22 protein-coding genes and 3 rRNA genes are annotated in these 25,695 nt (G+C 68.4%); 5 read left to right on the forward strand and 20 right to left on the reverse strand.

Translation table 11 applies throughout. The features are described 5' to 3' along the window. Nucleotides 1-132: 132 nt before the first annotated feature. The 6 genes from rrf to YIM_RS31220 form a co-directional block, all read right to left on the reverse strand. A 5S ribosomal RNA gene (rrf, locus tag YIM_RS31195) occupies nt 133-249 on the reverse strand. An 80-nt stretch (nt 250-329) separates the two neighbouring features. Then, nucleotides 330-3,449: ribosomal RNA gene (locus YIM_RS31200) — 23S ribosomal RNA — on the reverse strand. 280 nt (nt 3,450-3,729) lie between these two features. After that, nucleotides 3,730-5,245: ribosomal RNA gene (locus YIM_RS31205) — 16S ribosomal RNA — on the reverse strand. Together the 16S, 23S and 5S rRNA genes form the textbook arrangement of a ribosomal RNA operon. Before the next feature lie 363 nt (nt 5,246-5,608). After that, nucleotides 5,609-6,883 (reverse strand): tyrosine--tRNA ligase, encoded by a 1,275-nt coding sequence (gene tyrS / locus YIM_RS31210; protein ID WP_153033731.1) that lies wholly within the window; start codon nt 6,881-6,883, stop codon nt 5,609-5,611. A 44-nt stretch (nt 6,884-6,927) separates the two neighbouring features. Beyond that, complete coding sequence (locus YIM_RS31215) at nt 6,928-7,548, reverse strand: DNA-3-methyladenine glycosylase (RefSeq protein ID WP_153033732.1); 621 nt, start codon at nt 7,546-7,548, stop codon at nt 6,928-6,930. After that, on the reverse strand, nt 7,545-8,156 hold the full coding sequence (locus YIM_RS31220; protein ID WP_153033733.1) for a VOC family protein: 612 nt from the start codon (nt 8,154-8,156) through the stop codon (nt 7,545-7,547). The genes YIM_RS31215 and YIM_RS31220 overlap by 4 nt, the downstream gene beginning before the upstream one ends. A gap of 107 nt (nt 8,157-8,263) precedes the next feature. Here YIM_RS31220 and YIM_RS31225 point away from each other — a divergent pair, with 107 nt between their 5' ends. From YIM_RS31225 to YIM_RS31235, 3 genes are read left to right on the forward strand one after another with little or no spacing between them, the layout of a single operon-like run. Continuing rightward, entirely contained in the window at nt 8,264-8,812 is a 549-nt protein-coding gene (locus YIM_RS31225; protein ID WP_153033734.1) for a hypothetical protein, read from the forward strand. Beyond that, nucleotides 8,781-9,449 carry a DUF4166 domain-containing protein gene (locus tag YIM_RS31230; protein WP_228004118.1) on the forward strand — a complete coding sequence of 223 codons (669 nt, stop codon included), beginning with the start codon at nt 8,781-8,783 and terminating at the stop codon, nt 9,447-9,449. The genes YIM_RS31225 and YIM_RS31230 overlap by 32 nt, the downstream gene beginning before the upstream one ends. Continuing rightward, nucleotides 9,446-10,081: a TetR family transcriptional regulator gene (locus YIM_RS31235; RefSeq protein WP_228004119.1), complete on the forward strand. Its 636-nt coding sequence runs from the start codon at nt 9,446-9,448 to the stop codon at nt 10,079-10,081. The genes YIM_RS31230 and YIM_RS31235 overlap by 4 nt, the downstream gene beginning before the upstream one ends. Here the strand turns inward: YIM_RS31235 and argH are convergent. From argH to YIM_RS31275, 8 genes are all read right to left on the reverse strand, one after another. Then, complete coding sequence (gene argH, locus YIM_RS31240) at nt 10,074-11,489, reverse strand: argininosuccinate lyase (RefSeq protein ID WP_153033736.1); 1,416 nt, start codon at nt 11,487-11,489, stop codon at nt 10,074-10,076. The genes YIM_RS31235 and argH overlap by 8 nt on opposite strands. A 42-nt stretch (nt 11,490-11,531) precedes the next feature. Next, nucleotides 11,532-12,026, reverse strand: a complete 495-nt coding sequence (locus YIM_RS31245; RefSeq protein ID WP_153033737.1) for an arginine repressor — start codon at nt 12,024-12,026, stop codon at nt 11,532-11,534. Then, nucleotides 12,023-12,961 (reverse strand): ornithine carbamoyltransferase, encoded by a 939-nt coding sequence (gene argF, locus YIM_RS31250; RefSeq protein WP_153033738.1) that lies wholly within the window; start codon nt 12,959-12,961, stop codon nt 12,023-12,025. Before argF ends, YIM_RS31245 begins: the two co-directional genes overlap by 4 nt. 4 nt (nt 12,962-12,965) lie before the next feature. Next, on the reverse strand, nt 12,966-14,162 hold the full coding sequence (locus YIM_RS31255) for an acetylornithine transaminase (RefSeq protein ID WP_153033739.1): 1,197 nt from the start codon (nt 14,160-14,162) through the stop codon (nt 12,966-12,968). Next, complete coding sequence (gene argB / locus YIM_RS31260) at nt 14,159-15,079, reverse strand: acetylglutamate kinase (RefSeq protein ID WP_153033740.1); 921 nt, start codon at nt 15,077-15,079, stop codon at nt 14,159-14,161. Before argB ends, YIM_RS31255 begins: the two co-directional genes overlap by 4 nt. Further along, a complete protein-coding gene (argJ, locus tag YIM_RS31265; protein ID WP_153033741.1) occupies nt 15,076-16,227 on the reverse strand; it encodes a bifunctional glutamate N-acetyltransferase/amino-acid acetyltransferase ArgJ in 1,152 nt (383 codons plus the stop codon). Before argJ ends, argB begins: the two co-directional genes overlap by 4 nt. Continuing rightward, nucleotides 16,224-17,252 carry an N-acetyl-gamma-glutamyl-phosphate reductase gene (gene argC, locus YIM_RS31270; protein ID WP_153033742.1) on the reverse strand — a complete coding sequence of 343 codons (1,029 nt, stop codon included), beginning with the start codon at nt 17,250-17,252 and terminating at the stop codon, nt 16,224-16,226. Before argC ends, argJ begins: the two co-directional genes overlap by 4 nt. Nucleotides 17,253-17,897: 645 nt before the next feature. Continuing rightward, entirely contained in the window at nt 17,898-18,368 is a 471-nt protein-coding gene (locus tag YIM_RS31275) for a helix-turn-helix domain containing protein (protein ID WP_153033743.1), read from the reverse strand. A 129-nt stretch (nt 18,369-18,497) separates the two neighbouring features. On the opposite strand from YIM_RS31275, the gene YIM_RS31280 reads away from it, so the two are divergent. After that, nucleotides 18,498-19,184, forward strand: a complete 687-nt coding sequence (locus tag YIM_RS31280) for a DNA alkylation repair protein (RefSeq protein WP_153033744.1) — start codon at nt 18,498-18,500, stop codon at nt 19,182-19,184. A gap of 4 nt (nt 19,185-19,188) precedes the next feature. Here YIM_RS31280 and pheT read toward each other — a convergent pair whose 3' ends face one another. The 6 genes from pheT to infC all read right to left on the reverse strand — a co-directional run bounded on the left by pheT (nt 19,189) and on the right by infC (nt 25,085). Continuing rightward, nucleotides 19,189-21,714 (reverse strand): phenylalanine--tRNA ligase subunit beta, encoded by a 2,526-nt coding sequence (gene pheT, locus YIM_RS31285; protein ID WP_153033745.1) that lies wholly within the window; start codon nt 21,712-21,714, stop codon nt 19,189-19,191. Continuing rightward, the gene (gene pheS / locus YIM_RS31290; RefSeq protein ID WP_153033746.1) at nt 21,714-22,781 is read right to left on the reverse strand and encodes a phenylalanine--tRNA ligase subunit alpha; all 1,068 of its coding nucleotides are present in this window, start codon (nt 22,779-22,781) and stop codon (nt 21,714-21,716) included. Before pheS ends, pheT begins: the two co-directional genes overlap by 1 nt. A gap of 139 nt (nt 22,782-22,920) precedes the next feature. Beyond that, on the reverse strand, nt 22,921-23,739 hold the full coding sequence (locus YIM_RS31295) for a TrmH family RNA methyltransferase (RefSeq protein ID WP_370468899.1): 819 nt from the start codon (nt 23,737-23,739) through the stop codon (nt 22,921-22,923). Nucleotides 23,740-23,750: 11 nt separating this feature from the next. Further along, nucleotides 23,751-24,131 carry a 50S ribosomal protein L20 gene (gene rplT / locus YIM_RS31300; protein WP_153033747.1) on the reverse strand — a complete coding sequence of 127 codons (381 nt, stop codon included), beginning with the start codon at nt 24,129-24,131 and terminating at the stop codon, nt 23,751-23,753. A 62-nt stretch (nt 24,132-24,193) separates the two neighbouring features. Beyond that, nucleotides 24,194-24,388, reverse strand: a complete 195-nt coding sequence (gene rpmI, locus YIM_RS31305) for a 50S ribosomal protein L35 (RefSeq protein WP_113692815.1) — start codon at nt 24,386-24,388, stop codon at nt 24,194-24,196. 73 nt (nt 24,389-24,461) lie between these two features. After that, a complete protein-coding gene (gene infC / locus YIM_RS31310; RefSeq protein WP_153037363.1) occupies nt 24,462-25,085 on the reverse strand; it encodes a translation initiation factor IF-3 in 624 nt (207 codons plus the stop codon). 223 nt (nt 25,086-25,308) lie between these two features. Here infC and YIM_RS31315 point away from each other — a divergent pair, with 223 nt between their 5' ends. Beyond that, the gene (locus tag YIM_RS31315; protein WP_153033748.1) at nt 25,309-25,683 is read left to right on the forward strand and encodes a DUF1844 domain-containing protein; all 375 of its coding nucleotides are present in this window, start codon (nt 25,309-25,311) and stop codon (nt 25,681-25,683) included. The last annotated feature ends 12 nt before the right edge of the window (nt 25,684-25,695 follow it).

The raw sequence follows: 25,695 nt of genomic DNA on the forward strand, positions 1-25,695 counted from the left end.
CCACACGGGGGCCAGCACACAACTGTATCTGGCCGGGTCCGCCACCCCTCCGGCGCGGTAGCCCAACGGCCATGGACAGCAAGAAAGCGGGGTCCCAGCCCTCACAGGCTGGAACCCCGCTCCCTGAGTTGAGTTCGGCGGCGTCCTACTCTCCCACACCCCTTCGAGTGCAGTACCATCGGCGCTGGCAGGCTTAGCTTCCGGGTTCGGAATGGGACCGGGCGTTTCCCCACCGCTATAACCACCGAAACACTACGAAACACCATGCTGGCATTACATCAGCTCTGGTGTGGTGTTTCAGAGCCGTAGAGTGGATGCGAAGCGTCTTTGTAGGCAAGTCCTCGGCCTATTAGTACCAGTCAACTCCACACATTACTGCGCTTCCATTTCTGGCCTATCAACCCAATCGTCTCTTGGGGGCCTTAACCCACAAAGGGGTGGGATACCTCATCTAGGAACAGGCTTCCCGCTTAGATGCCTTCAGCGGTTATCCCTTCCGAACGTAGCTAACCAGCCATGCCACTGGCGTGACAACTGGCATACCAGAGGTTCGTCCGTCCCGGTCCTCTCGTACTAGGGACAGCCTTCCGCAAGTATCCTACGCGCGCGGCGGATAGGGACCGAACTGTCTCACGACGTTCTAAACCCAGCTCGCGTGCCGCTTTAATGGGCGAACAGCCCAACCCTTGGGACCTACTCCGGCCCCAGGATGCGACGAGCCGACATCGAGGTGCCAAACCATGCCGTCGATATGGACTCTTGGGCAAGATCAGCCTGTTATCCCCGGGGTACCTTTTATCCGTTGAGCGACACCCCTTCCACCAGGTGGTGCCGGATCACTAGTCCCGACTTTCGTCCCTGCTCGACCTGTCAGTCTCACAGTCAAGCTCCCTTGTGCACTTACACTCAACACCTGATTGCCAACCAGGCTGAGGGAACCTTTGGGCGCCTCCGTTACTCTTTGGGAGGCAACCGCCCCAGTTAAACTACCCATCAGGCACTGTCCCTCACCCAGATCATGGGCGTAGGTTCAGATTCCCAATCCGGCCAGAGTGGTATTTCAACAACGACTCCACACCCACTAGCGTGAGCGCTTCACAGTCTCCCACCTATCCTACACAAACCGAACCGAAAACCAATACCAAACTATAGTAAAGGTCCCGGGGTCTTTCCGTCCTGCCGCGCGTAACGAGCATCTTTACTCGTAATGCAATTTCGCCGGGCCTGTGGTTGAGACAGCCGGAAAGTCGTTACGCCATTCGTGCAGGTCGGAACTTACCCGACAAGGAATTTCGCTACCTTAGGATGGTTATAGTTACCACCGCCGTTTACTGGCGCTTAAATTCTCAGCTTCACCCCCCGAAAGGAGTTAACCGGTCCTCTTAACGTTCCAGCACCGGGCAGGCGTCAGTCCGTATACATCGAATTACTTCTTCGCACGGACCTGTGTTTTTAGTAAACAGTCGCTTTCCGCTGGTCTCTGCGGCCACCCACCCCTAGCCCGCAAGGGACTTCAGGATGTTTGGCCCCCCTTCTCCCGAAGTTACGGGGGCATTTTGCCGAGTTCCTTAACCACAGTTCACCCGATCGCCTTAGTATTCTCTACCTGACCACCTGTGTTGGTTTGGGGTACGGGCCGTGCACGCACTCGCTAGAGGCTTTTCTCGGCAGCATAGGATCACTCTACTTCACCTCAATCGGCTACGCATCACGTCTCACCCTCATGAAGTGCGGATTTACCTACACTTCGGGCTACACGCTTACACCAGTACTACCATTCACTGGCGGAGCTACCTTCCTGCGTCACCCCATCACTTGACTACTACAGAATCAGGCCCCACGCTCCACAACAGACCTTTGTCCGAAGACTCCAGCCTGCGCTTTGGGTGGTTAGTATCAACTGCCTCATCAGGGACGCACGTGCTCGGGTACGGGAATATCAACCCGTTGTCCATCGACTACGCCTGTCGGCCTCGCCTTAGGTCCCGACTTACCCTGGGCGGATTAGCCTGGCCCAGGAACCCTTGGTCATCCGGCGGCAGAGTTTCTCACTCTGCATTCGCTACTCATGCCTGCATTCTCACTCCCACACCCTCCACCGCTGGTTCACACCGCGGCTTCCCTGGATGCAGGACGCTCCCCTACCCATCCATACCACTAGACAAGAACCCGAAGGCTCAAGCCGATGTATCGCATGAATGACACAGCTTCGGCGGTGTGCTTAAGCCCCGCTACATTGTCGGCGCAGGACCACTTGACCAGTGAGCTATTACGCACTCTTTCAAGGGTGGCTGCTTCTAAGCCAACCTCCTGGTTGTCTGGGCAATCCCACATCCTTTCCCACTGAGCACACACTTAGGGGCCTTAGCTGGTGTTCTGGGCTGTTTCCCTCTCGACGACGAAGCTTATCCCCCGCCGTCTCACTGCCGCACTCTCACCCACCCGTATTCGGAGTTTGGTTGACTTCGGTAACCCGGTAAGGCCCCTAGGCCATCCAGTAGCTCTACCCCGGATGGGAAACATACGACGCTGCACCTAAATGCATTTCGGGGAGAACCAGCTATCACGGAGTTTGATTGGCCTTTCACCCCTACCCACAGCTCATCCCCTCAGTTTTCAACCTAAGTGGGTTCGGGCCTCCACACCGTCTTACCGGCGCTTCACCCTGGCCATGGGTAGATCACTCCGCTTCGGGTCTAGACCACGCGACTCACACGCCCTATTCAGACTCGCTTTCGCTACGGCTACCCCACACGGGTTAACCTCGCCACGCAGCACTAACTCGCAGGCTCATTCTTCAAAAGGCACGCCATCACCCAACAAGTAGGCTCTGACGGCTTGTAAGCACACGGTTTCAGGTACTCTTTCACTCCCCTCCCGGGGTACTTTTCATCTTTCCCTCACGGTACTAGTCCGCTATCGGTCATCAGGAAGTATTTAGGCTTACCGGGTGGTCCCGGCAGATTCACAGCAAATTCCACGAGCTCGCTGCTACTCGGGAACACCAAACAAACACGCAACCACAGTTTTCGCGTACGGGACTCTCACCCACTCCGGTCCACCATCCCAGGTGATTCCACTAACCATAGCGCGCATCCGGGAGACTGTCAGATCTCCCACGCTGGGTCCCACAACACCGCACACACAACGCCTGACAGCTTGACATGCGCACGGTTTAGCCTCATCCGCTTTCGCTCGCCACTACTCACGGAATCACGGTTGTTTTCTCTTCCTACGGGTACTGAGATGTTTCACTTCCCCGCGTTCCCTCCACACACCCTATATATTCAGGTGCGGGTAACACCACATCACTGGTGCTGGGTTTCCCCATTCGGACACCCTCGGATCTCAGCTCGGTTGACAGCTCCCCGAGGCTTATCGCAGCCTCCCACGTCCTTCATCGGCTCCTGATGCCTAGACATCCACCATGTGCTCTTAACAACTTGACCACAAAGATGCTCGCATCCACTCTACAGTTCTCAAACACCACACCAGAAACAACACCAGCGTGCTGCCTCAGGACCCAACAGCGTGCCAATGAACAGAACCCCGAACGAACCCGACAAACCTTTCCACGCCCCGAAGAGCAGTACTCAACCTGCCGGCAACCCGAACAGAGAACCATAAACCAGTAGTTCCACAATTCCTTGAGCAACCACAACAGACACACATTCGGCATCTAGGCTGCGGCCACTCCCAACCCGCAGGCTGGGATGTGTTGCTCCTTAGAAAGGAGGTGATCCAGCCGCACCTTCCGGTACGGCTACCTTGTTACGACTTCGTCCCAATCGCCAGTCCCACCTTCGACCACTCCCTCCCCGAAGGGTTGGGCCATGGGCTTCGGGTGTTACCGACTTTCATGACGTGACGGGCGGTGTGTACAAGGCCCGGGAACGTATTCACCGCAGCGTTGCTGATCTGCGATTACTAGCGACTCCGACTTCACGCAGTCGAGTTGCAGACTGCGATCCGAACTGAGACCGGCTTTAAGGGATTCGCTCCACCTCACGGTATCGCAGCCCTCTGTACCAGCCATTGTAGCATGTGTGAAGCCCTGGACATAAGGGGCATGATGACTTGACGTCATCCCCACCTTCCTCCGAGTTGACCCCGGCAGTCTCCCACGAGTCCCCGGCCGAACCGCTGGCAACATAGGATAAGGGTTGCGCTCGTTGCGGGACTTAACCCAACATCTCACGACACGAGCTGACGACAGCCATGCACCACCTGTACACCAACCACAAGGGAAGCCCTATCTCTAGGGATGTCTGGCGCATGTCAAGCCCAGGTAAGGTTCTTCGCGTTGCATCGAATTAATCCACATGCTCCGCCGCTTGTGCGGGCCCCCGTCAATTCCTTTGAGTTTTAGCCTTGCGGCCGTACTCCCCAGGCGGGGCGCTTAATGCGTTAGCTACGGCACGGACAACGTGGATGTCGCCCACACCTAGCGCCCAACGTTTACAGCGTGGACTACCAGGGTATCTAATCCTGTTCGCTCCCCACGCTTTCGCTCCTCAGCGTCAGTATCGGCCCAGAGACCCGCCTTCGCCACCGGTGTTCCTCCTGATATCTGCGCATTTCACCGCTACACCAGGAATTCCAGTCTCCCCTACCGAACTCAAGTCTGCCCGTATCGACCGCAAGCTGAAGGTTAAGCCTCCAGTTTTCACGGCCGACGCGACAAACCGCCTACGAGCTCTTTACGCCCAATAATTCCGGACAACGCTCGCACCCTACGTATTACCGCGGCTGCTGGCACGTAGTTAGCCGGTGCTTCTTCTACAGGTACCGTCAGTCACCCTTCGTCCCTGTCGAAAGAGGTTTACAACCCGAAGGCCGTCATCCCTCACGCGGCGTCGCTGCATCAGGCTTGCGCCCATTGTGCAATATTCCCCACTGCTGCCTCCCGTAGGAGTCTGGGCCGTGTCTCAGTCCCAGTGTGGCCGGTCGCCCTCTCAGGCCGGCTACCCGTCGTCGCCTTGGTAGGCCATCACCCCACCAACAAGCTGATAGGCCGCGGGCTCATCCTGTACCGCCGGAGCTTTCCACCACACACCATGCGATGCGCAGTCCTATCCGGTATTAGACCCCGTTTCCAGGGCTTATCCCAAAGTACAGGGCAGATTGCCCACGTGTTACTCACCCGTTCGCCACTAATCCACCCCGAAGGGCTTCATCGTTCGACTTGCATGTGTTAAGCACGCCGCCAGCGTTCGTCCTGAGCCAGGATCAAACTCTCCAACAATGAATTTGATCTAGACTATTTCTAGCATTCTCAAAGGAAACCCCGACGAGGGGGTTTCATATAAGCTCTACTGGCTTAGTTCACTAGCACACTGTTGAGTTCTCAAGCAACACACTGAAGGTTTTTGGCCCTGGAACAGCCTACCCAACGTCGAACCACTCGGATTCAGTGGGGGTAACTACCGCTCCAGATTTTGGGACCACCCACTCTACCACACAAGGTGGGAGCTTGGTTCGTGTTCCCGGCGGCCGCCCGGTCTCCCTGGCGACGAAGAGAACATTACACGGGGCGTCCGGGGCCGAAATCAGGGGGGTCCCTTAACGGAGAATCCGCAGGTCAAGCCCCTGATTCCGGCCCGCGCGCTCAGTGCGCGGCGGCGACGCCCGCGATGTTGCGCTTGCCCCGGCGCACGACGAGCCACCGGCCGTGCAGCAGATCGCCCGCCGCGGGCTTCCACTCCTCGTCGGTGACCTTCGTGTTGTTCACGTACGCGCCGCCCTCCTTCACCGTGCGGCGCGCGGCGCCCTTGCTGTCCACCAGCCCGCCGGCCAGCAGCAGCTCGACGATGGTCGGCTCGTCGGACAGCTTCACCTCGCCGCTGGGCACCTCGGCCATCGCGGCGTCCAGCGTGGACGCCTCCAGCTCGGCCAGCTCACCCCGGCCGAACAGCGCCTGGCTGGCCGCGACGACCTGCCGGGTCTGCCCGGCGCCGTGCACCAGCGTGGTGAACTCCTCCGCCAGCCGCTTCTGCGCGGCACGCAGGTGTGGCCGTTGCTCGGTGTCCTCGGCCAGCGCCGCGATCTCCTCGGCGGTCAGGAAGGTGAACATCCGCAGGTACCGGATCACGTCGGCGTCACCGACGTTGACGAAGTACTGGAACCACGCGTACGGCGAGGTCATCTCCGGGTCCAGCCACAGGTTGCCGCCGCCGGTGGACTTGCCGAACTTGCGGCCCTCGGCGTCGGTCACCAGCGGCGCGGTCAGCGCGTGCACGCTCCTGCCCTCGACGCGCCGGATCAGGTCCACCCCGCCGACCAGGTTGCCCCACTGGTCCGAGCCGCCGACCTGCAGCTTGCAGCCGTACTCGCGGTGGAGGTGCAGGTAGTCCTGCGACTGCAGCAGCAAGTAGCTGAACTCGGTGTAGGACATGCCGTCGGTCTCCAGCCGCCGCTTCACCGTCTCCCGGTTCAGCATGGTGTTGACCGGGAAGTGCTTGCCGACGTCACGCAGGAACTCCAGCACCGACTGCGGCCCGGTCCAGTCCAGGTTGTTGGCCACCACCGCGCCGGTCGGCGAGTCGTCGAAGTCCACGAACCGCTCGAGCTGACCGCGGATCCGGCCCGCCCACTCGCCGACCACGTCGAGCGTGTTCAGCGTGCGCTCACCGGTGTCGCGCGGATCACCGATCATCCCGGTCGCGCCGCCGGCCAGCACGATCGGCCGGTGCCCGGCGCGCTGGAACCGGCTCAGCATCAGCAGCGGGACCAGGTTGCCGGCGTGCAGGCTGGGCGCGGTCGGGTCGAAGCCGCAATAGAGCGTGAGCGGTCCCTGGTCCAGGTCTCGGCGCAGGGCGTCGACGTCGGTGGACTGCGCGATCAGGCCGCGCCAGGACAGTTCGTCAAGGATGTGCTCACTCACGCACTGAATGATCCCTCACCAGCGCAATCGGTTTCCGGGCGGGCTCACCGCCCCGGCCGGACCCGCCCGCCTCGCCGGTAGGTCGACACCGCGGGTGAGCCGTCCACCCAGAACCGCCACGGCGTGTCCATCGCCGCGGCCACGCCGACGCGCGGGCCGGTGCGGATCTCGCCGGGGGCGACGCGCTCCCCGGCCAGCAGCCGGATCGGGGACTTCGGGTCGAGCAGGTCGGCGCCGTTGTGCGCGCGGTCGAGGCCCAGTGCCGAGGTCAGGATGGCCGGGCCGTTCGCGACCGCGGCGGAGCGCGCCTTCGGACGGCGGGCGCGGACCACGTCGGCGCCGTCGACCACCTCCGCCGCGCGCAGCAGCACCGCGCCCGGCACGCCGTCGACACCGCACACCACGTTCGCGCAGAAGTGCATGCCGTAAACGAAGTACACGTACAGGTGACCGGCCGGGCCCCACATCACGTCGTTGCGCGGGGTGCGGCCGCGGTAGCAGTGCGACGCCGGATCGTCGTGCCCGCGGTACGCCTCGACCTCGACCAGGCGCACCCTGACCGTGCCGTCGGGACCCTCGGCCTCCAACTCGCAGCCCAGCAGGAAGGGTGCCGCGACCACCGGGTCGATGGCCAGTTCGTCCGCGGTGACCAGCCTGTCCGTCACCGCAGCACCACCGTTCCCGACGCGGTGGCCAGTTCGGCGACCAGCGCGGGCTCGGCGGCCTCGGTCACCTCGAGTTCCGCGCCCAGCGCGGCGAGCACCCGGCCGAGGCGCTGCGGGTCGGGGTGCTCCCCGCGCAACGACAGCAGGCTGGTGCCGGGTGCGGCCGTGCGCGACGGATGCGGTGTGTCACCCCAGCCGATCACGAACGGGACCAGTCCGCCCTCGTTGTCCGGTGGGAACGCGAGCCGCCACGCCAGCAGCACCCCGTCGGGGCGGCGGCGCGACATCGGGACGGCGTCGCCCGGCTCGTGCCCGAGTGCGCGGGCGCGGTCGAGCGCCGTGTCGAGGTCCGGGACCTGGATCGCCCAGGTCACCAGCCGGGGTGCGGTGAGTTCGTCGACGCCGAACGGGCGCGGTGTCGCCGGATCGGGTTGCTCCGGATCCGGGCCGATGACCTCCAGGAACGCGCTCCCGCCCAGCGCCGCGAGGTGGTTGCGCGTGCCGAGACCGGGGTGCGGCCCGCCGGGGCTCAGCGCGATTCCCCGTCCGGCCAGTTCCTCGACCGTCCGGTCCAGCTCCGGTGTCGCGTAGACCAGGTGATCCAGCACCGTTCTCCCCTCGATTCCGTCCCCGAATCCTAACCGGGAGCCATTTTGAGCATTCGCTCAACTCGCGCTACGGTGAGTTGAGCAGTCGCTCAAAACGAGGAGGAGAGATGGCTCCGATCCAGGTGGAGACGGTGATCAGGGCGGAGCTGGCCGCGGTGTGGGAGCACACCCAGGACCCGGCCCTGCACCAGCGGTGGGATCTGCGGTTCGCCGAGATCGTGCCGCTGGGATCCGGCCGGTTCCGCTACACCAGCCGCTTCCTCGGGGTGAGCGTCACCGGGCTCGGCACGCACGCCGGGGAACGCCACCGCCCGGACGGCGGCTGCACCTCGGCGCTGCGCTTCCGCTCGGCCGACCCGCTCTCCCTGATCCGGCAGGGAGCCGGCTACTGGCGGTACACACCGGGACCCGACGGCATCGGCTTCGCCACCGGGTTCGACTACACGACCCGCTGGGGCGCCGTCGGCCAGGCGGCCGACCGGGTGTTCCGGCCGGTCTTCGCCCGGCTCACCGCGCTGTCCTTCGACCGGCTGCGCCGGTGGCTCGAGGACGGCGTCGAACCCGAACGCTGTGCGGTCCGCACGGGGGACGACCCCCGGACCCCCGAACCACCGAGGAGGAATCTTGACCATCTTCGAACGAGCTTTCGGTACTGACTTCGCCCGCCTGCACCCGCGGGTGCGCCGGCGGCTCGGCCTCGGCACGGCGAGCGGGATCGGCATGCTCGGCCACGGGGTGATGGACCGGATCTGGCGCGGCCCGGTCTACACCGCGCCGTTCCTGCGGCTCGGCACCACTCGGCACATCCTGTTCCCCGAGCAGGGCGAGAACGTGCCGTTCACCATCGAGAACTATCCGTACATCGACTCGTTCGGGCGCGAGACGGTCTCTTTCGTGCGCACCTTCGAACTGCCGGGAAAACGGCGGCGGTTCGACGCGCAGATGGTGTTCGACCCGGTATCCGGCCGGATAGTCGACTACCTCGGCACGCACCAGCACGTGGCCACCGAACTGCGGTTGTCCGTGCGCGAGGACGGCGGCTTCCGGCTCAGCTCCGGCGAGTTCCGGCTGCGGGAGGGTCCACTGCGGACGGTGTTGCCGGCACGGGTCAGCGGCACCGCCACGGTGAACGAGTGGTTCGACGAGGAGATCGGGCAGTTCCGGATCCAGGTGGAGGTGGCCAACCCGCGGTTCGGCCCGGTGTTCGGCTACCACGGCCGCTTCGACGCCACGTTCGTCGATCAGGGGGTGAGCGGCGCGGTGAAGCCACTGCGCGAGAAGGTGTTGTGGTGAACACCAAGCAGCGGTTGATCGACGGGGTGCTCGCGGTCATCCGTGAGCAGGGCATCACAGCGGTCTCCGCGCGTTCGGTGGCGGCCGCCGCCGGCGCGAACCAGGCGCTGATCTTCTACCACTTCGGCAACCTGGAAGAGCTGATCGCGCAGACCTGCGTGCAGACCACCGAAGCCCGCGTGGCCACCCACCGACCCCGGTTCGCCGAGGTGCGCACGCTGGCCGAACTGCTCGCGCTCGGCCGCGAGATCCACGAGGCCGAGCGCGTCGAAGGCAATCTCGCCGTGCTGGCGCAGACGCTGGCCGGCGCGCAGGGCGGCGGGCGGCTCGCCGAGGCGACCAGGGACGCGCTGGGCAAGTGGACCACCGAGGTGGAGAGCACGCTGTTGCGCGTGCTCTCCGGTTCGCCGCTGACCGAGTTCATCGATCCGGCCGGGCTCGCGCGGGCGACCTCGGCCGGTTTTCTCGGGCTCACCCTGTTCGAGTCCGTCGACCCGGACGGCGGCGAGCAGGCACTCGGCGCGCTCGCCCAGCTCGCCTCACTGGCCGACGTGCTGGAGAGCCTCGGCCCGGTGGCCACGAAGGCGCTGCGGGCCAAACTGCGGTCGGCGGCGAAGTCCCGCGCTACTTGAGCCAGTCGCGCAGTTCGCCGAGGCGGTGCACCAGGCGTTCGCGCTGCTCGGCGACCCGCACCGGAGCGGTGCCGCCGCGCGCGTCGCGTGAGGCGACCGAACCCTCGATGGTCAGCACCTCGCGCACCTGCGGGGTGAGCGTGGGGTGGATCTTGGCGAGTTCGTCGTCGGTCAGGTCTTCGAGACCCACCCCCCGGCCCTCGGCCACGCGCACACACTCCCCCGCCGCCTCGTGCGCCACGCGGAACGGGACTCCCTGCCGCACCAGCCATTCCGCGATGTCGGTGGCCAGGGTGAACCCGGCCGGCGCGAGTTCGGCGAGGCGTCCGGTGTGGAAGGTCAGCGTGCCGAGCATGCCGGCCAGCGCGGGGAACAGCAGGTCCAGCTGCTCGACCGAGTCGAACACCGGCTCCTTGTCCTCCTGGAGGTCCCGGTTGTAGGCCAGCGGCTGCGCCTTGAGCGTGGCCAGCAGGCCGGTGAGGTTGCCGATCAGCCTGCCGGACTTGCCCCTGGTCAGCTCGGCCACGTCCGGGTTCTTCTTCTGCGGCATGATCGAACTGCCGGTGGCCCAGGCGTCGTCGAGGGTGACGTAGCCGAACTCGGCGGTGTTCCAGATGATCACCTCTTCGGCGATCCTGGACAGGTTCACGCCCAGCATGGCCAGCGCGAAGGCGAACTCGGCGGCGAAGTCCCGCGAGGCGGTGCCGTCGATGGAGTTCTCCACCGAGGTGTCGAAACCCAGCTCCGCGGCCACGGCCTCCGGGTCGAGCCCCAGCGAGGAACCGGCGAGCGCACCGGAACCGTACGGCGACTCGGCGGTGCGCGCGTCCCAGTCCCGCAGGCGGCCGACGTCGCGCAGGAGTGCGTGCGCGTGGGCCTGGAGGTGGTGCGCGAGCAGCACCGGCTGCGCGTGCTGCAGGTGCGTGCGGCCGGGCAGGATCGCGTCGGCGTTGCGCTCGGCCTGCGACACCAGCGCCTCGACCACGTCCAGCGTGCCCGCCACCATCCGGCGCGCGGCGTCACGCAGGTACATCCGGAACAGCGTGGCCACCTGGTCGTTGCGCGACCGGCCGGCCCGCAGCTTGCCGCCCAGCTCGGCGCCCGCACGCTCCAGCAGGCCGCGTTCGAGCGCGGTGTGCACGTCCTCGTCGGCGATCTCCGGGGTGAACGCGCCGGAGGCCACGTCCTCGGCGAGCGTGTCCAGCGCGGCCAGCATGCCGGTCAGCTCTTCCTCGGTGAGCAGCCCGGCCGAGCGCAGCACCCTGGCGTGCGCCCGCGAACCGGCGATGTCGTACGGCGCCAGTCGCCAGTCGAAGTGCGTCGACAGGCTCAACGCCGCCATGGCCTCGGCCGGTCCGCTGGCGAACCTGCCGCCCCACAGCTGGACCGGCTGCTCTTTCCCGCTCACTCGCTCACACTCTCTCGTCGCTGGATTGCTTCGCCGGGCACCCTACTCACCGTCCGATGTGGACGAGCGGTCCGCCAGTTCGGCGAACTTCTCCGCCAGTCCCTTGCCGGTCAGCGGCTCGCGCGCGATCACGGCCACCGTGTCGTCACCGGCGATGGAGCCGACGACCTCCTCCAGCGCGGCCCGGTCGATCGCGCTGGCCAGGAACTGCGCGGCACCCGGCGGGGTGCGCAGCACCATCAGGTTGCCCGAGGCGTCCACCGAGACCATCAGCTCGGCGAGCAGCTTCGCCAGGCGGGCCGTGCCGCCCTGCACCCCGCGGACCGGGCTGCCGTCCTCCGGGATCACGTAGACCGGCGCGCCCGAGTCAGCGCCGCGCAGCTTGACCGCGCCCAGCTCGTCGAGATCGCGGGACAGCGTGGCCTGGGTGACCTCGGTGCCTTCGGCGGCCAGCAGCTTGGCCAGTTCCGTCTGGCTGCGGATGGCCATCGTGGACACCAGCTCGATGATCCTGGCCTGCCGGGCCGCCCTGCTCATCGGCGTCGCTCGTCGTGCTTGTTTTCGAGCAGCCAGACCAGCAGCGCCTTCTGCGCGTGCAGCCGGTTCTCCGCTTCGTCCCACACCGCGCTGGCCGGGCCGTCGAGCACCTCGTCGGTGATCTCCCAGCCGCGGTGGGCGGGCAGGCAGTGCAGCACGATCGCCTCCGGCGCGGCGCGCTTCAGCAGCGCGGCGTTGACCTGGAGCGAGCGGAACGGGCCGACCCGGTCCAGCCCGTCGTTCTCCTGCCCCATCGAGGTCCAGGTGTCGGTGACCAGCACGTCGGCGCCGTCGACCGCGGCGTGCGGGTCGGTGAACACCGTCGCGCTGCCGCCCGTGTCGCTGGCGCGGTGCTTGGCGTCCAGCATGACCTGCTGATCCGGCTGGAAGCCCTCCGGCGAGACCACGCGCACGTTCATCCCGGCCGTGGTGCCGCCGAGCAGCAGCGAATGCGCCATGTTGTTGGCGCCGTCACCGAGGTAGACCAGGTTCAGCCCGGCGAGCTTCCCCTTGCGCTCGCGGATGGTCTGCAGGTCGGTGAGCACCTGGCAGGGGTGGAACTCGTCGGTCAGCGCGTTGATCACCGGCACCGAGGAGACCGAGGCCATCGCGTCCATCCGCTTCTGCGCGAAGGTCCGCCAGACCACGGCGTCGACGTAGCGCGAGAGCACCCGGGAGGTGTCTTCGATGGTCTCTTCGCGGCCGAGCTGCATGGACCGGCCGTCGACGATCACCGGGTGCCCGCCGAGCTGGGCGATGCCGACGTCGAAGGACAGCCGGGTCCGCGTCGAGTTCTTCTCGAAGATGGCCGCGACCGACTTGCCCCGCAGCGCGGGCGTGCCCAGCGGGTCGGCCTTGAGCCGGTCGGCCAGGTCGAGCACGGTGAGCTGCTCGTCGGGGGTGAGATCGTCGTCCCGGAGGAAGTGCCTTGGCATGCGTTCAGTCCTGGGTGGTGGTGCCGAGCGCGGCGGGCAGCGCGGCCAGGAAACCGGCCGCCTCCTCCGCGCTCAGGGTCAGTGGGGGTGCCAGCCGGACGGTGTCGGGCTGGATGGGGTTGACCAGGTAACCGGCGTCCTGGGCGGCCTGGGCGACCGCGCCCGACACCGGTTCGGCCAGCGTGATGCCCAGCAGCAGGCCGTACCCGCGTACACCGGTCACCAATGGGTGGCCGAGCTGGTCCACGCCGGCGGCGATGTCCTTGCCGAGCGCGGCGACGTGCTCGTTCAGTCCCTCGGCGGCGATGGTGCGCAGCACCGCCAGCCCGGCCGCGCAGGCCACCGGGTTGCCGCCGAAGGTGGTGCCGTGGTGGCCGGGGCCGAACAGGTCGGCCGCCGCGCCGACGCCGATCACCGCGCCGAGCGGCAGGCCGCCGCCGAGGCCCTTGGCCAGGGTGATCACGTCCGGCACGATGCCGTCGTGCTGGTGGGCGAACCAGGCGCCGGTCCGGCCGATGCCGGTCTGCACCTCGTCGAGCACCAGCAGCGCGCCCGCTTCACGGGTGATCTCCCGTGCCGCGCGCAGATAGCCGTCCGGAGCGGGCACCACGCCGCCCTCGCCGAGGATCGGTTCGAGGAAAACGGCGGCGGTTTCGGTGTCCACCGCGGCGCGCAACGCCTCGACGTCCCCGAACGGGATGTGCTCGACGCCCGGCACCAGCGGCGCGAACGGGTCCTTCTTCGCCGGCTGCCCGGTGAGCGAGAGCGCGCCCATGGTCCGGCCGTGGAAGGCGCCCTCGCAGGCGATCACCTTGGTGCGGCCGGTGCGCCTGGTCATCTTGAGCGCGGCCTCGTTGGCCTCCGCGCCCGAGTTCACGAACAGCACCTTGCCGTCGCCACGCAGGCCGGCCACGTCGAGCAGGGCCTCGGCCAGTTCCACGGTGACCGGGTTGACGTAGAGGTTCGAGGTGTGGCCGAGCAGCCTGACCTGCTCGCTGACCGCCTCGACCACCGCCGGGTGCGCGTGCCCCAGCGCGTTCACCGCGATCCCGCCGAGAAGGTCCACATAGGACTTCCCGTCGGCGTCCCACACCGTGGCACCCTCGCCGCGCACCAGCGTGAGCTTCGGCGTGCCGTAGTTGTCCATCAGCGCGGAGCGCCAGCGCGCCTGACCGTCCTCATTGGACTTGATCGGGGTCATTCCGGCTCTCCTTCCCGCAGTACCATGGTGCCGATCCCCTGACTGGTGAACACTTCCAGCAGCACCGAATGCGCGATGCGGCCGTCGATCACGTGCGCGCGCCGGACCCCGCCGCGAATCGCGCGGACGCAGGCCTCCATCTTCGGGATCATGCCGCTGGCCAGTCCGGGCAGCAGCTGCTCCAGCCGGTCCACCCGGATCCGGTCCACCAGGGAGGACCGGTCGGGCCAGTTCGCGTAGAGGCCCTCGACGTCGGTGAGCACCACCAGCTTCTCGGCGCCGAGCGCGGCGGCGAGCGCGCCGGCCGCGGTGTCGGCGTTGACGTTGTGCACCACGCCGTCGACGTCCGGGGCGACGGTGGAGACCACCGGGATGCGGCCCGCGTTGACGATGTCGAGCACCGCGTCCGGGTTGACCGAGGCCACCTCGCCGACCAGGCCGATGTCCACCGCCTCGCCGTTCACCGTGGCCTGCTTGCGCTCCGCGGTGAACAGGCGCGCATCCTCACCGGAAATGCCGACGGCGTACGGGCCGTGCGCGTTGATCAGCCCGACCAGCTCGCGGCTGACCTGGCCGACCAGCACCATGCGCACGATGTCCATGGTCTCCGGGGTGGTCACCCGCAGGCCGCCCTTGAACTCGCCCTCGATGCCGAGGCGCCCGAGCATCGAGCTGATCTGCGGGCCGCCGCCGTGCACCACCACCGGGCGCAGCCCGGCCAGGCGCAGGAACACCATGTCCTCGGCGAAGGCGCGCTTGAGCTCGTCGTCGATCATCGCGTTGCCGCCGTACTTGACCACGACGGTGGCGCCGTGGAAGCGCTGCAACCACGGCAGGGCCTCGACCAGCACGCCCGCCTTCTCCGCGGCGGTGGCCAGGCGCTCGTCGGCGCTGATCACCGATTCGGACGGGGTCATGTCGAGTACGCCGAGTTCTCGTGCACGTAGGCGTGCGTGAGGTCGTTCGTCCAGATGGTGGCCGCGGCCAGGCCCGCCTTGAGGTCGACGGTCACGTTCACCTCGCGCGGGTTCAGGTCGACCTTGTCGCGGGGTTCACCCGGTTCGCCGTTGCGGCACACCCAGACGCCGTTGAACGCCACGTCCAGCCGGTCCGGCTCGAACACCGCCTCGGTGGTGCCGACCGAGGCGAGAATGCGGCCCCAGTTGGGGTCCTTGCCGAAGACCGCGGTCTTGAACAGGTTGCTGCGCGCGATGGCCCGGCCCACGTCCACCGCGTCCTGCTCGGTGGCCGCGTTCACCACCTCGATGGCGATGTCGTGGTCGGCGCCCTCGGCGTCGCCGAGCAGCTGCTGGGCCAGGTCGTGGCAGAGGTCGCGGAGCAGTTCGCCGAACTCGTTCGGGCCCGGCTTCACCCCGGAGGAACCGCTGCACAGCAGGACCACCGTGTCGTTGGTGGACATGCAGCCGTCGGAGTCGAGCCGGTCGAAGGTGAGCCGCGTGGCTTCGCGCAGCGCGGCGTCCGCGGTGGCCTGGTCCACGTCGGCGTCGGTGGTGAGCACCACGAGCATGGTGGCCAGCGCCGGGGCGAGCATGCCCGCGCCCTTGGCGATGCCGCCGATGGTGAAGCCGTTGCCCTGGCGCACGGCCTCCTTGGCGCGGGTGTCGGTGGTCATGATGGCCTCGGCCGCGGAGGGCCCGCCGTCGGCCGACAGCGCGTCGACCGCCGCGTCGATCCCGGTGCGCAGCTTGTCCGCCTGCAGCTGCTCGCCGATCAGGCCGGTCGAGCAGACGACGACCTCGATGGCACCGAGGTCCAGCCGAGCGGCGACCTGCTCGGCGGCGCTGTGCGTGTTCTGGAAGCCCTCCGGGCCGGTGTAGCAGTTGGCGCCGCCGGAGTTCAGCACGACCGCGCGGGCGCGGCCGTCGTCGAGCACGCGCTCGCTCCACAGCACCGGATTGGCCTTGCAGCGGTTCGTGGTGAACACGGCCGCGGCCACGTCGGACGGGCCCTCGTTGACCACGAGGGCGACGTCGGGCTTGCCGCTGGCCTTGAGGCCCGCGGTCACCCCGGCGGCTCGGAAGCCCTGCGGAGCGGTGATCGTCATGGTGCTACTCCCACGGTGGAAAGTCCGGTGGTCTCGTCGAAGCCCAGTGCCAGGTTCGCCGACTGCACGGCGCCCCCGGCGGTGCCCTTGGTCAGGTTGTCCAGTGCCGCGATGACCACCAGGCGCCGGGCGTCGGCGTCCACGGTCACCTGCAGCTGCACCGCGTTCGAGCCCAGCACCGCGGCGGTGCTCGGCCAGCTGCCCTCAGGCAGCAGGTGCACGAACGGCTCGTCGTGGTAGGCCTTTTCGTACTCGGCCCGGATCGCGTCGATTTCAGTGTCGGATCGCAGTGGCGCGCTCGCGGTGGTCAGGATGCCGCGCGGCATCGGCGCCAGCACCGGGGTGAACGAGACGGTCACCCGTTCGCCCGCCACCAGGCCGAGGTTCTGCGCGAACTCCGGCGTGTGCCGGTGCGCCCCGCCGACGCCGTACGCGCTGGCCGAGCCCATCACCTCGGAACCGAGCAGGTGCGGCTTGAGGCTCTTGCCCGCGCCCGAGGTGCCGGTCACCGAGACGAAGTGTGCCTCCGGCTCGACCAGCCCCGCGGCGAACGCGGGCGCGAGCGCCAGCGAACCACCGGTCGGGAAGCAGCCGGGCACCGCGATCCGCTTGGTGCCGTACAGCTTCTCCCTGGCGCCGGGCAGTTCGGGCAGGCCGTATGGCCAGGTGCCCGCGTGCTCGCCGCCGTACCAGCGCTGCCAGTCCGAGGCGTCGCGCAGCCGGTGGTCGGCCCCGAGGTCGACCACCAGCACCTCCTCACCGAGGCGCGCGGCGATCTCGCCGGAATGCCCGTGGGGCAGGGCGAGGAACACCACGTCGTGCCCGGCCAGCGTGTCTGCCGTGGTTTCGGTGAGCACCCGGTCGGCGAGCGGCACGAGGTGCGGCTGGTGCTTGCCCAGCCGGTCCCCCGCGCTGCTCGCCGCGGTCAGCGCACCGATCTCGATCTCCGGATGGACCAGCAGCAGGCGCAGGAGTTCGCCCCCCGCGTACCCGCTGGCGCCGGCCACCGCCGCCTTCACCGTCATACGCATGATTATGCACGCCGACGCAATTCTAAACAAACCGGGGTCGGGCGATGGTGATCTTCACCAGGCGCGGCCTCCTCTCATGATCTCGGAAAATTCGGCGGGACAGGCGATCAGGCGATTGGCCGCGGTTGCCGGGACCGCGGCCCGGAGGCGGCGGTGATCGCCTTGTGGTTGCCCGCGGCCTTCGCGGACGCCCCGGACTCATCACCGCCGGCCCCGGCCGACCCGGGTATCCGGCGAGCAGGCTCGGGCACTTCCGGGAGCACCCGGCAGCTACTGGGTGCGGCCCAGACCCGCGGCCGAAGGTGGCAGTGATCGCCTCGTGGCGGATCGCGACCTTCGCGAACGCCCCAAGGACCCCTGCGACCCGGGTACACGCGCGCGAACGCCGGGGCTCATCGCCACCACCTCCTGCGGGCCCGGGGTATCCGGAGAAGCAGGGTCGGGCACCTCCGAGGCATCCGGCAGCTGCCCGGTGCGGGCCCGGCCGGGCCGCGGCCAGAGGAGGCGGTGATCGCCTCGTGGGGCTCGCGGCCTTCGCGAACGCCCGGGAACGATCACCGGCACCTCCAGTGGATCCGACTTCTCGGTGAGCAGGGTCGGACACCTCCGGGCAACCGACACCCGGCCCGGCCGGAGTGGCTACGGGCTCATGGCGGTGACCTCCCGTCGGCTCGGTGGGTCGGGGAGGTAGGCACCGGGGGCCTCCGGATCGCAACCGACTCGCGGCAGGCGGGCCCGGATGCTGCCCGGGCTGCGGCCGAAGGCCTCGGCGATCACTTCCACCGACTCCCCCGCCAGCCAGCGGCGTTCCAGGTCGGCGTCGAGGGTGCCCGACCAAGGCTGTCCCTGGCGCGCCGGGCGCGGGCCTGAGCTTCGCGCACCCGAGCGCCCGAGTGCGCCCGCCGAGCGCAGTGCCCTGGTGAGCACGGTGGCCAGCGTGGTCGCGGCCGCGGCGTCGAGCTCGATGCGGCCCTCGGCGACGGGCTCACCCTGCGACCCGACGGCACTGACGTCCACCGCCACGCGTGCCTCCGGCATCGACGTGGCTTCGACGGTGTAGGTAGCGGTTTCGGTCCGGATCTCGGTCCGGTGCTGTTCGGAAACTGTCATGCGCCGGGACGCTAGCCACGGGGTCCGACAGCTTGCGAACACCGGCGGTGATCGGGTGGTCGCTGGGTGCGGTGGCGGGAAACTGTCGGGTGGGGTGCTTATGGTGGGCGGCCGAGGGAAGGACGGGTGATGCGCGCAGAACTGGTGGCGGCCGCCAGGGCCGGGCTCGCCGAGCTGGCCGACGCGGAGAAGGCACCGCAGATGCAGCGGTACATGAAGTCGGCGATGCCGTTCCGCGGGGTGCCCAGCCCGGCCCGGCGGAAGCTGGCGAACCGGGTGTTCCGCGCGCACCCGCTGGCCGATGTCGCGGAGTTCACCGCGGCCGTACTCCAGCTGTGGCGCGAGGCGGCCTACCGCGAGGAGCGCTACCTGGCGATCGACCTGACCGGGCACGGCGCCTACCGGGGCTGGCAGTCACCAGGGCTGCTCGAACTGTACGAGGAGCTGATCGTCACCGGGGCGTGGTGGGACTACGTGGACGAGGTGGCCATCCGCCGGGTCGGCCCGCTGCTGCGAGCCGATCCCGGCGTGCTGAAGCCGATCATGCTGAAGTGGGCCGAGGACGAGGACCAGTGGCGCCGCCGCACCTCGATCATCTGCCAGATCGGGGCGAAGTCCGGCACCGACACCGAGCTGCTCGCCCTGGCCATCGAAGCCAGTATCGCCGAGCCGGACTTCTTCCTGCGCAAGGCGATCGGCTGGGCCCTGCGGGAACTGGCGAAGACCGACCCGGACTGGGTACTGGCCTTCGCCGAGAACCACGGCGGCCTCTCCCCGCTGTCACGGAGGGAGGCGCTCAAACACCTGAAGAACTGAACACTCAGGCGCGCAGGGTGGCCCCGAAGCGGTCGGCGGCGGCCGCCACCGCGGCGTCGCGGGCGGCGGTGGCCTCTTCGACCTTGAGCGTGCGGTCCGCAGCGCGGAACCGCAGCTTGAAGGCGAGCGAGCGCTTGCCCTCGCCGACCTGCTCACCGGAGTAGACGTCGAACAGCGCGACATCCTCGAGCAGTTCGCCGCCACCAGCGCGCAGGGTCTCGGCCAGCTCGGCCGAGGGCACCGAGCCGTCGACGACGAGTGCCACGTCCTGCAGCACCGGCGGGTACGGCGAGACCGCGGGCGCCGGGCGGCGCTCGTGCAGCGGGATCGCGTCGAGGTCCAGCTCCATCGCCACGGTGCGCTTGGGCAGGCCGAGCGCTTCGATCACCTTCGGGTGCAGCTCACCGGCGTGCCCGATCGGCCAGTCGCCGACGAACAGCCGGGCGCAGCGGCCGGGGTGCCATGGCAGCAGATCCGCCGCCCGCGGCTCCAGCTCGACGCCGGCCGCGGCGGCGACGGTGCGGGCCGCCTGCACGGCGTCCGCCCACGAGGCCTCCTCGCCCTTGCCCCACCAGCCCGGACGCTCGCGGTGCCCGGTGAGCACCACGGCGACGTGCACCGGCTGCGCGGGCACGGCGGCCTCCAGCGCGGCCAGTTCCTCGTCGGCCGGGCGCTGCCGGACACCCAGCTCGGGCATCGCGACCGGCTGCTCCGGCGGCAGCACGACCTGGCTGATCTGGTAGAGGCCGACGTCGCGGAACCCGCGGGAAACGTTGCGCTGCAAGGTTTCCAGCAGACCGGGCAGCAGCGAGGTGGCCAGTTCGTCCTTTTCGGACTCCAGCGGGTTGAGCACCTTCAGCGCGCGGCGGCGCACGTCGTCCTCGGGCAGCCCGAAGGCGTCCCAGACGGACTTGGCCACGAACGGGAAGGGCAGCACCTCGACGTAGCCCGCCGCGGCGAGCGAACGCGAAACCGTGCGGCGACGGCGCTGGGCCTCGGTCAGCCCGGCGCCGGCGGGCGCGGTCGGCAGCTCCGACGGAATGCTGTCGTAGCCCTCGAGCCGGAGCACCTCCTCGACCAGGTCGGCGGGCTGCACCAGGTCGCCGCGCCAGCTCGGCGGCACGGCGGTGACCAGCGCGGCGCCGTCGTCGGAAGTGGCGATGCCGACCTTGCAGCCGATCTGGGCGAGCCTGCGCGCGGTGACCCCGCGGTCGTAGCGCACCCCGGCCACCTGGTCCGGCAGGTTGATCGGCATGGTGATCTCGGCGTTCGGGTGCACCTGACCGGCGTCGGTGCGACCCGGCTGGATGCGGCCGTCGCCGTACTGGCGCAGCAGCCGCGCGGCCAGCTCCACCGCCACCGGCGGCAGCATCGGGTCGGTGAACCGCTCGAACCGCTTGGCGGCCTCGGAGAACAGCTTGTGCCGCCGGGAGGTCCGGCTGATCGACGGCGGGTCCCAGTGCGCGGCCTCGAGCAGCACGTCGGTGCTCTCGGGCGTGATCTCCGTGCTCGCGCCACCCATGGTGCCCGCCAGCGAGATCACCCCGGAGTCGTCGGCGATGACGATGTCGTCCCCGTCGAGCTCGCGTTCGGCGTCGTCCAGCGTGGTCAGCTTCTCGCCCGGCTTCGCCCGGCGGATGACCAGCTCGCCCTGGATCGCGGTGGTGTCGAAGGCGTGCAGCGGGTGGCCCAGCTCCAGCATGACGTAGTTCGTCACGTCCACCGCCAGCGAGATCGACCGCATCCCGGCCAGCATCAGCCGCCGTCGCAGCCACCACGGCGTCGGCGCGGAGGCGTCCAGCCCGGTGACCCGGCGCAGCACGTAGCGCGGGCAGCCCTCCGGGTCCTCGATGCGGACCGGCCAGGCCTCGCCCTCGGCCACCGGGACCTCGCTGAGCCCGGGGTCGCCGAACGGCGCGTCGAAGGCGTTCGACAGTTCGCGGGCCAAGCCGCGGATCGACAGCGCGTAACCGCGGTCCGGGGTCGGCGCCAGCTCCAGCACGGTGTCGTCGAGGCCGACCACCGCGCGGGCGTCGTCACCGGGACCGGCGGTTCCGGGCGGCAGCACCAGGATGCCGGAGTGGTCGTCGCCGAGGCCCAGTTCGCGGGCCGAGCAGATCATGCCGTCGCTGATCCGGCCGTAGGTCTTGCGCGAGCCGATGGCGAACCCGCCGGGCAGCACCGCACCCGGCAGCGCGACCACCACCAGGTCGCCCTCGGCGAAGTTCGTGGCGCCGCAGATGATGCCGCGCGTCTTGATCGCGGACGGGTCCGGTTCCCCGGCCCCGTCCTCCTCCGGCGCGTGCTCCTCGCCCACCTCGACCCGGCAGAACCGGATCGGCTTCTTGAACTCGGTGAGCTCTTCGATCTCGACCACACGGCCGATCACCAGCGGACCGGTGACCGCGTCGAGCGAGTGCACGCCGTCGACCTCGATGCCGATCCGGACGAAGGCGTCGACCAGCTCCTGCGGCCCGACGGCCTCACCGAGTTCGACGTGCTCGGTCAGCCAGCTGACGGGAACTCGCACTACGCCTCCGTTCCGAAGGGAAGGGTGAACCGGACGTCGCCCTCGACCATGTCGCGCATGTCCGGGATGCCGTTGCGGAACTGCAGGGTGCGCTCCAGGCCCATGCCGAAAGCGAAGCCGGAGTAGACCTCGGGATCGACCCCGCAAGCCCGCAGCACGTTGGGATTGACCATGCCGCAGCCGCCCCACTCGACCCAGCCGGGGCCGCCCTTCTTCTCCTCGAACCACACGTCCACCTCGGCCGACGGCTCGGTGAACGGGAAGAAGTGCGGGCGCAGCCTGGTCTTCGAGCGCTCGCCGAACATGGCGCGCGCGAAGGCGTCCAGCGTGCCCTTGAGGTGGGCCATGGTGATGCCCTTGTCCACCGCGAGGCCCTCGACCTGGTGGAACACCGGGGTGTGGGTGGAGTCCAGCTCGTCGGTGCGGTAGGTGCGGCCGGGGCAGACCACGTAGACCGGCAGGTCGCGGCGCAGCAGCGTCCTGGCCTGCACCGGCGAGGTGTGCGTGCGCAGCACCAGGCCGGAGTCCTCCTGGCCGACGTAGAAGGTGTCCTGCATCTGGCGCGCGGGGTGGTCCTTGCCGAAGTTCAGCGCGTCGAAGTTGAACCACTCGGCTTCCAGCTCGGGGCCCTCGGCGACCTCGTAGCCCATGCCGACAAAAACGTCGGCCACCCGCTCGGCGAGCGTGGTCATCGGGTGCCGGGCGCCCGCGGGCACCTTCTCCCACGGCAGCGTCACGTCGACGGTCTCTTCGCGCAGCACGCGCTCGTCCCGCTCGACCTGCAGCGCGGCGCGGCGCGCGTCGAAGGCGCCCTGGATGGCCTGGCGGGCCTCGTTGACCCGCTTGCCGGCCTCGGCCTTCTCCTGCTTGGCCAGGCCGCCGATCTGCCGTCGGGCGAGCATCAGCGGGGAGTTGTCACCCAGGTGCGCCGGCTTGCTCGCGGCGAGGGCGTCGAGGTCCGCGGCCGCGGCGAAGTCCGTGTCCGCGGACTTGACGGCGGCCTGCAGGGTTTCCGGGGCCAGCGCGTCGGCGGTGGCCGGCTCCTGGCTGTCGTTGGCTTCGGACATAGCTCCTCGGCGTCCACTCGGGACGGGTTCGCGGGCGCACGTGCACATTCAGCCGCAGAGTCTAGGTGACCGGCGAATCACTCCGACGAGGAACCCCTGCTCGGAGCTGATTTCTTGAAAGATCAACAAGGAGCGCTGTTCAGCGGTGCGCGGCCATCGCGCTGGCGTAGAGGCACAAACTGGCGGCGGTGGCCAGATTGAGGCTTTCGGCCTTGCCGTAGATCGGCACCCGGATGCCGCGATCGGCGAGCGCGAGCACCTCGGCGGGCAGGCCGTGCGCCTCGTTGCCGAGCACCCAGGCGGACGGCTCGGCGAGGTCGTCGGCGGACTCCAGGCCCGCGTCGGCGTACCCGTCGGCGGCGAACACCCGGAGCCCGGCGGCGCGGCAGGCCTCGATCGCGGTGGCCACGTCCCGCTCGCGTGAGACCGGGAGGTGGAACAGGCTGCCGGTGGAGGCACGCACGCACTTGCCGTTGTGCGGGTCGACCGTGTCACCGGCGAAGATCACCGCGTCCGCGCCGGCGGCGTCGGCCACCCGCAGCACGGTGCCGGCGTTGCCGGGATCGGCGATGCCCGCGAGCACGGCGACCAGGCGCGGCGCGCCGGACAACGCGTCGGCGAGCGGTACGTCGACCAGCTCACAGACCGCGACGAGCCCTTGCGGGGACACGGTTTCCGAGAGCATCTCGGCCGCGCGCTGGGTGATCGCGGAGATCCGCGCACCGGCATCGGCGGCCTGGGCGACCAGCTCGGGATGCTTGGCCGAGGCGGCTTCGGTGACGAACAACTCGTGCACGGTCCCGTGCGCGAGTGCTTCGCGCACCGCCTGCGCCCCCTCGGCGAGGAAACGGCCGGCCTCGGTGCGACCGGACCGCGAAGTGAGCCTGCGCGCAGCAACGACCCGGGGGGTCTTGTGGCCCGACAAAGCGGGCAGACCGTCCCCGGGTCGCTGGTTCACGCCGGTGGTGCTCAGGCCGACTTCTTCTCTTCGCCGGTCGTCACGTTCTGCTTGGCCAGCTCGGCCAGCGCCGTGAAGGCGGCGGCGTCGTTCACCGCGAGGTCCGCGAGGATCTTGCGGTCGACCTCGACACCGGCGGCCTTGAGGCCCTGGATGAACCGGTTGTAGGTCACGCCGTTGGCCCGGGCGGCCGCGTTGATGCGGGTGATCCACAGCTGGCGGAAGTCACCCTTGCGGGCACGGCGGTCCCGGTAGGCGTAGTTCAGGGAGTGAAGCGTCTGCTCCTTCGCCTTGCGGTAGAGCCGGGAGCGCTGGCCCCGGTAACCGCTGGCCAGTTCGAGAGTTGTGCGACGCTTCTTCTTGGCGTTCACCGCCCGCTTGACGCGTGCCACGGGTCCATCCTGTCGATCTCGGGGGGCGAATCACGCCCCGGGGGTGTTCAGAGCAAGTGCGGTCAGCGGCCGAGAAGGCGCTTGACGCGGCTGACGTCGGCCTTGGCCAGCTCGGTGGTGCCTTCGAGGCGGCGGGTCACCTTGCTGGCCTTCTTCTCCATCAGGTGACGGCGGCCGGCCTTCTGGCGGCGGATCTTGCCGGTGCCGGTGACGCGGACTCGCTTGGACGTCCCGCTGTGCGTCTTGTTCTTGGGCATTTTCATCCTCTTTCGTGCGGCAGCACACCGAGTCATCGGTGTGCTGCTGACTGTGCCGGCCCGTGGGGCGAGGTCAGGAATCCGCGGCTTCGGCTTCGGCTTCCTTGGCTTTCGCCTTCGGCGGCTTCACGTTCTTGTGCGGCGCCAGCACCATGATCATGTTGCGACCGTCCTGCTTGGGCGAGGACTCCACGAAGCCGAGCTCCTGGACGTCGTCGGCCAGCTTCTGCAGCAGGCGGAAGCCGAGCTCCGGCCTGGACTGCTCCCGGCCACGGAACATGATCGTGACCTTGACCTTGTTACCAGCCGCGAGGAAGCGGGACACGTGGCCCTTCTTCGTCTCGTAGTCGTGCTGGTCGATCTTCGGGCGCAGCTTCTGCTCTTTGATGACGGTCAGCTGCTGGTTGCGGCGCGACTCGCGGGCCTTCTGGGCGCTCTCGTACTTGAACTTGCCGAAGTCCATGAGCTTGGCGACCGGCGGTCGTGCCTGCGGGGCGACCTCGACGAGGTCCAGGTCCGCTTCCTGGGCGAGCCGGAGTGCGTCCTCTATGCGGACGATGCCGACCTGCTCCCCGTTGGGTCCGACCAGCCGGACCTCGGGAACGCGGATGCGCTCGTTGATGCGCGTCTCGGAGCTGATGGGGCCTCCTTGGTCCGAGTAATGTTCTTCTCTGCTCGTTCGACCTGGTGCCCACATACCAAAGGCCCCGGCTTCCGCACCTTCGTGCGGCCGCGGGGCCCTCATCCGATCGGCCGCCGACACGTGGTCGGCTGCCTTCGCGACGGCTACGACCGGTGAAGGCCGTACCGTTTCGCGAGACCGGACCCGGCCGCCTCGAGCGGCGACGCGGGTGGGAGCGGGGCTCCACTTGCCGCCCCCGATCACTCGGGGGCTGGTCGCTCGTGGAAGGGTACCAGACGTGTCGGACAACGCTGGACACCAGCCTCAGAATTCCCCCGGAACGGACGCCGACGGCATCCGCGAGCTAGAGACCATTCCCAGTGTAGAGGTGATCAGCCGCGCCGCCGTGATGCTGATGTCGGCCGGCGCCGAACGCCTCGGCCTCGCCGACGAGGACCCGGACACCAGTCCCCGGCGCGACCTCGACGAGGCAAGGCGGTTGATCACCGCACTGGCCGGGCTGGTCACGTCGTCGGCGGAGTACCTCGGCGCGCACGCCGGCCCGCTGCGCGACGGGCTCCAGTCACTGCAGAAGGCGTTCCGCGAGTCCTCGGCGGTGCCGGACGCGCCAGGCCAGGGTCCCGGCGAGAAGTACACCGGCCCCGTGCACTGAGTCACACCCCGG

Source organism: Amycolatopsis sp. YIM 10, from assembly GCF_009429145.1.
In the GTDB taxonomy this organism is placed as follows: Bacteria; Actinomycetota; Actinomycetes; order Mycobacteriales; family Pseudonocardiaceae; genus Amycolatopsis.

Excerpts from the sequence above, each read along its gene's own strand:
- YIM_RS31225 (WP_153033734.1), top strand. The coding sequence starts at position 8,264 with ATGGCTCCGATCCAGGTGGAGACGGTGATCAGGGCGGAGCTGGCCGCG.
- YIM_RS31245 (WP_153033737.1), bottom strand. The coding sequence starts at position 12,026 with ATGAGCAGGGCGGCCCGGCAGGCCAGGATCATCGAGCTGGTGTCCACG.
- argF (WP_153033738.1), bottom strand. The coding sequence starts at position 12,961 with ATGCCAAGGCACTTCCTCCGGGACGACGATCTCACCCCCGACGAGCAG.
- YIM_RS31255 (WP_153033739.1), bottom strand. The coding sequence starts at position 14,162 with ATGACCCCGATCAAGTCCAATGAGGACGGTCAGGCGCGCTGGCGCTCC.
- argB (WP_153033740.1), bottom strand. The coding sequence starts at position 15,079 with ATGACCCCGTCCGAATCGGTGATCAGCGCCGACGAGCGCCTGGCCACC.
- argJ (WP_153033741.1), bottom strand. The coding sequence starts at position 16,227 with ATGACGATCACCGCTCCGCAGGGCTTCCGAGCCGCCGGGGTGACCGCG.
- argC (WP_153033742.1), bottom strand. The coding sequence starts at position 17,252 with ATGACGGTGAAGGCGGCGGTGGCCGGCGCCAGCGGGTACGCGGGGGGC.
- YIM_RS31275 (WP_153033743.1), bottom strand. The coding sequence starts at position 18,368 with ATGACAGTTTCCGAACAGCACCGGACCGAGATCCGGACCGAAACCGCT.
- YIM_RS31280 (WP_153033744.1), top strand. The coding sequence starts at position 18,498 with ATGCGCGCAGAACTGGTGGCGGCCGCCAGGGCCGGGCTCGCCGAGCTG.
- pheS (WP_153033746.1), bottom strand. The coding sequence starts at position 22,781 with ATGTCCGAAGCCAACGACAGCCAGGAGCCGGCCACCGCCGACGCGCTG.
- rpmI (WP_113692815.1), bottom strand. The coding sequence starts at position 24,388 with ATGCCCAAGAACAAGACGCACAGCGGGACGTCCAAGCGAGTCCGCGTC.
- infC (WP_153037363.1), bottom strand. The coding sequence starts at position 25,085 with ATGTGGGCACCAGGTCGAACGAGCAGAGAAGAACATTACTCGGACCAA.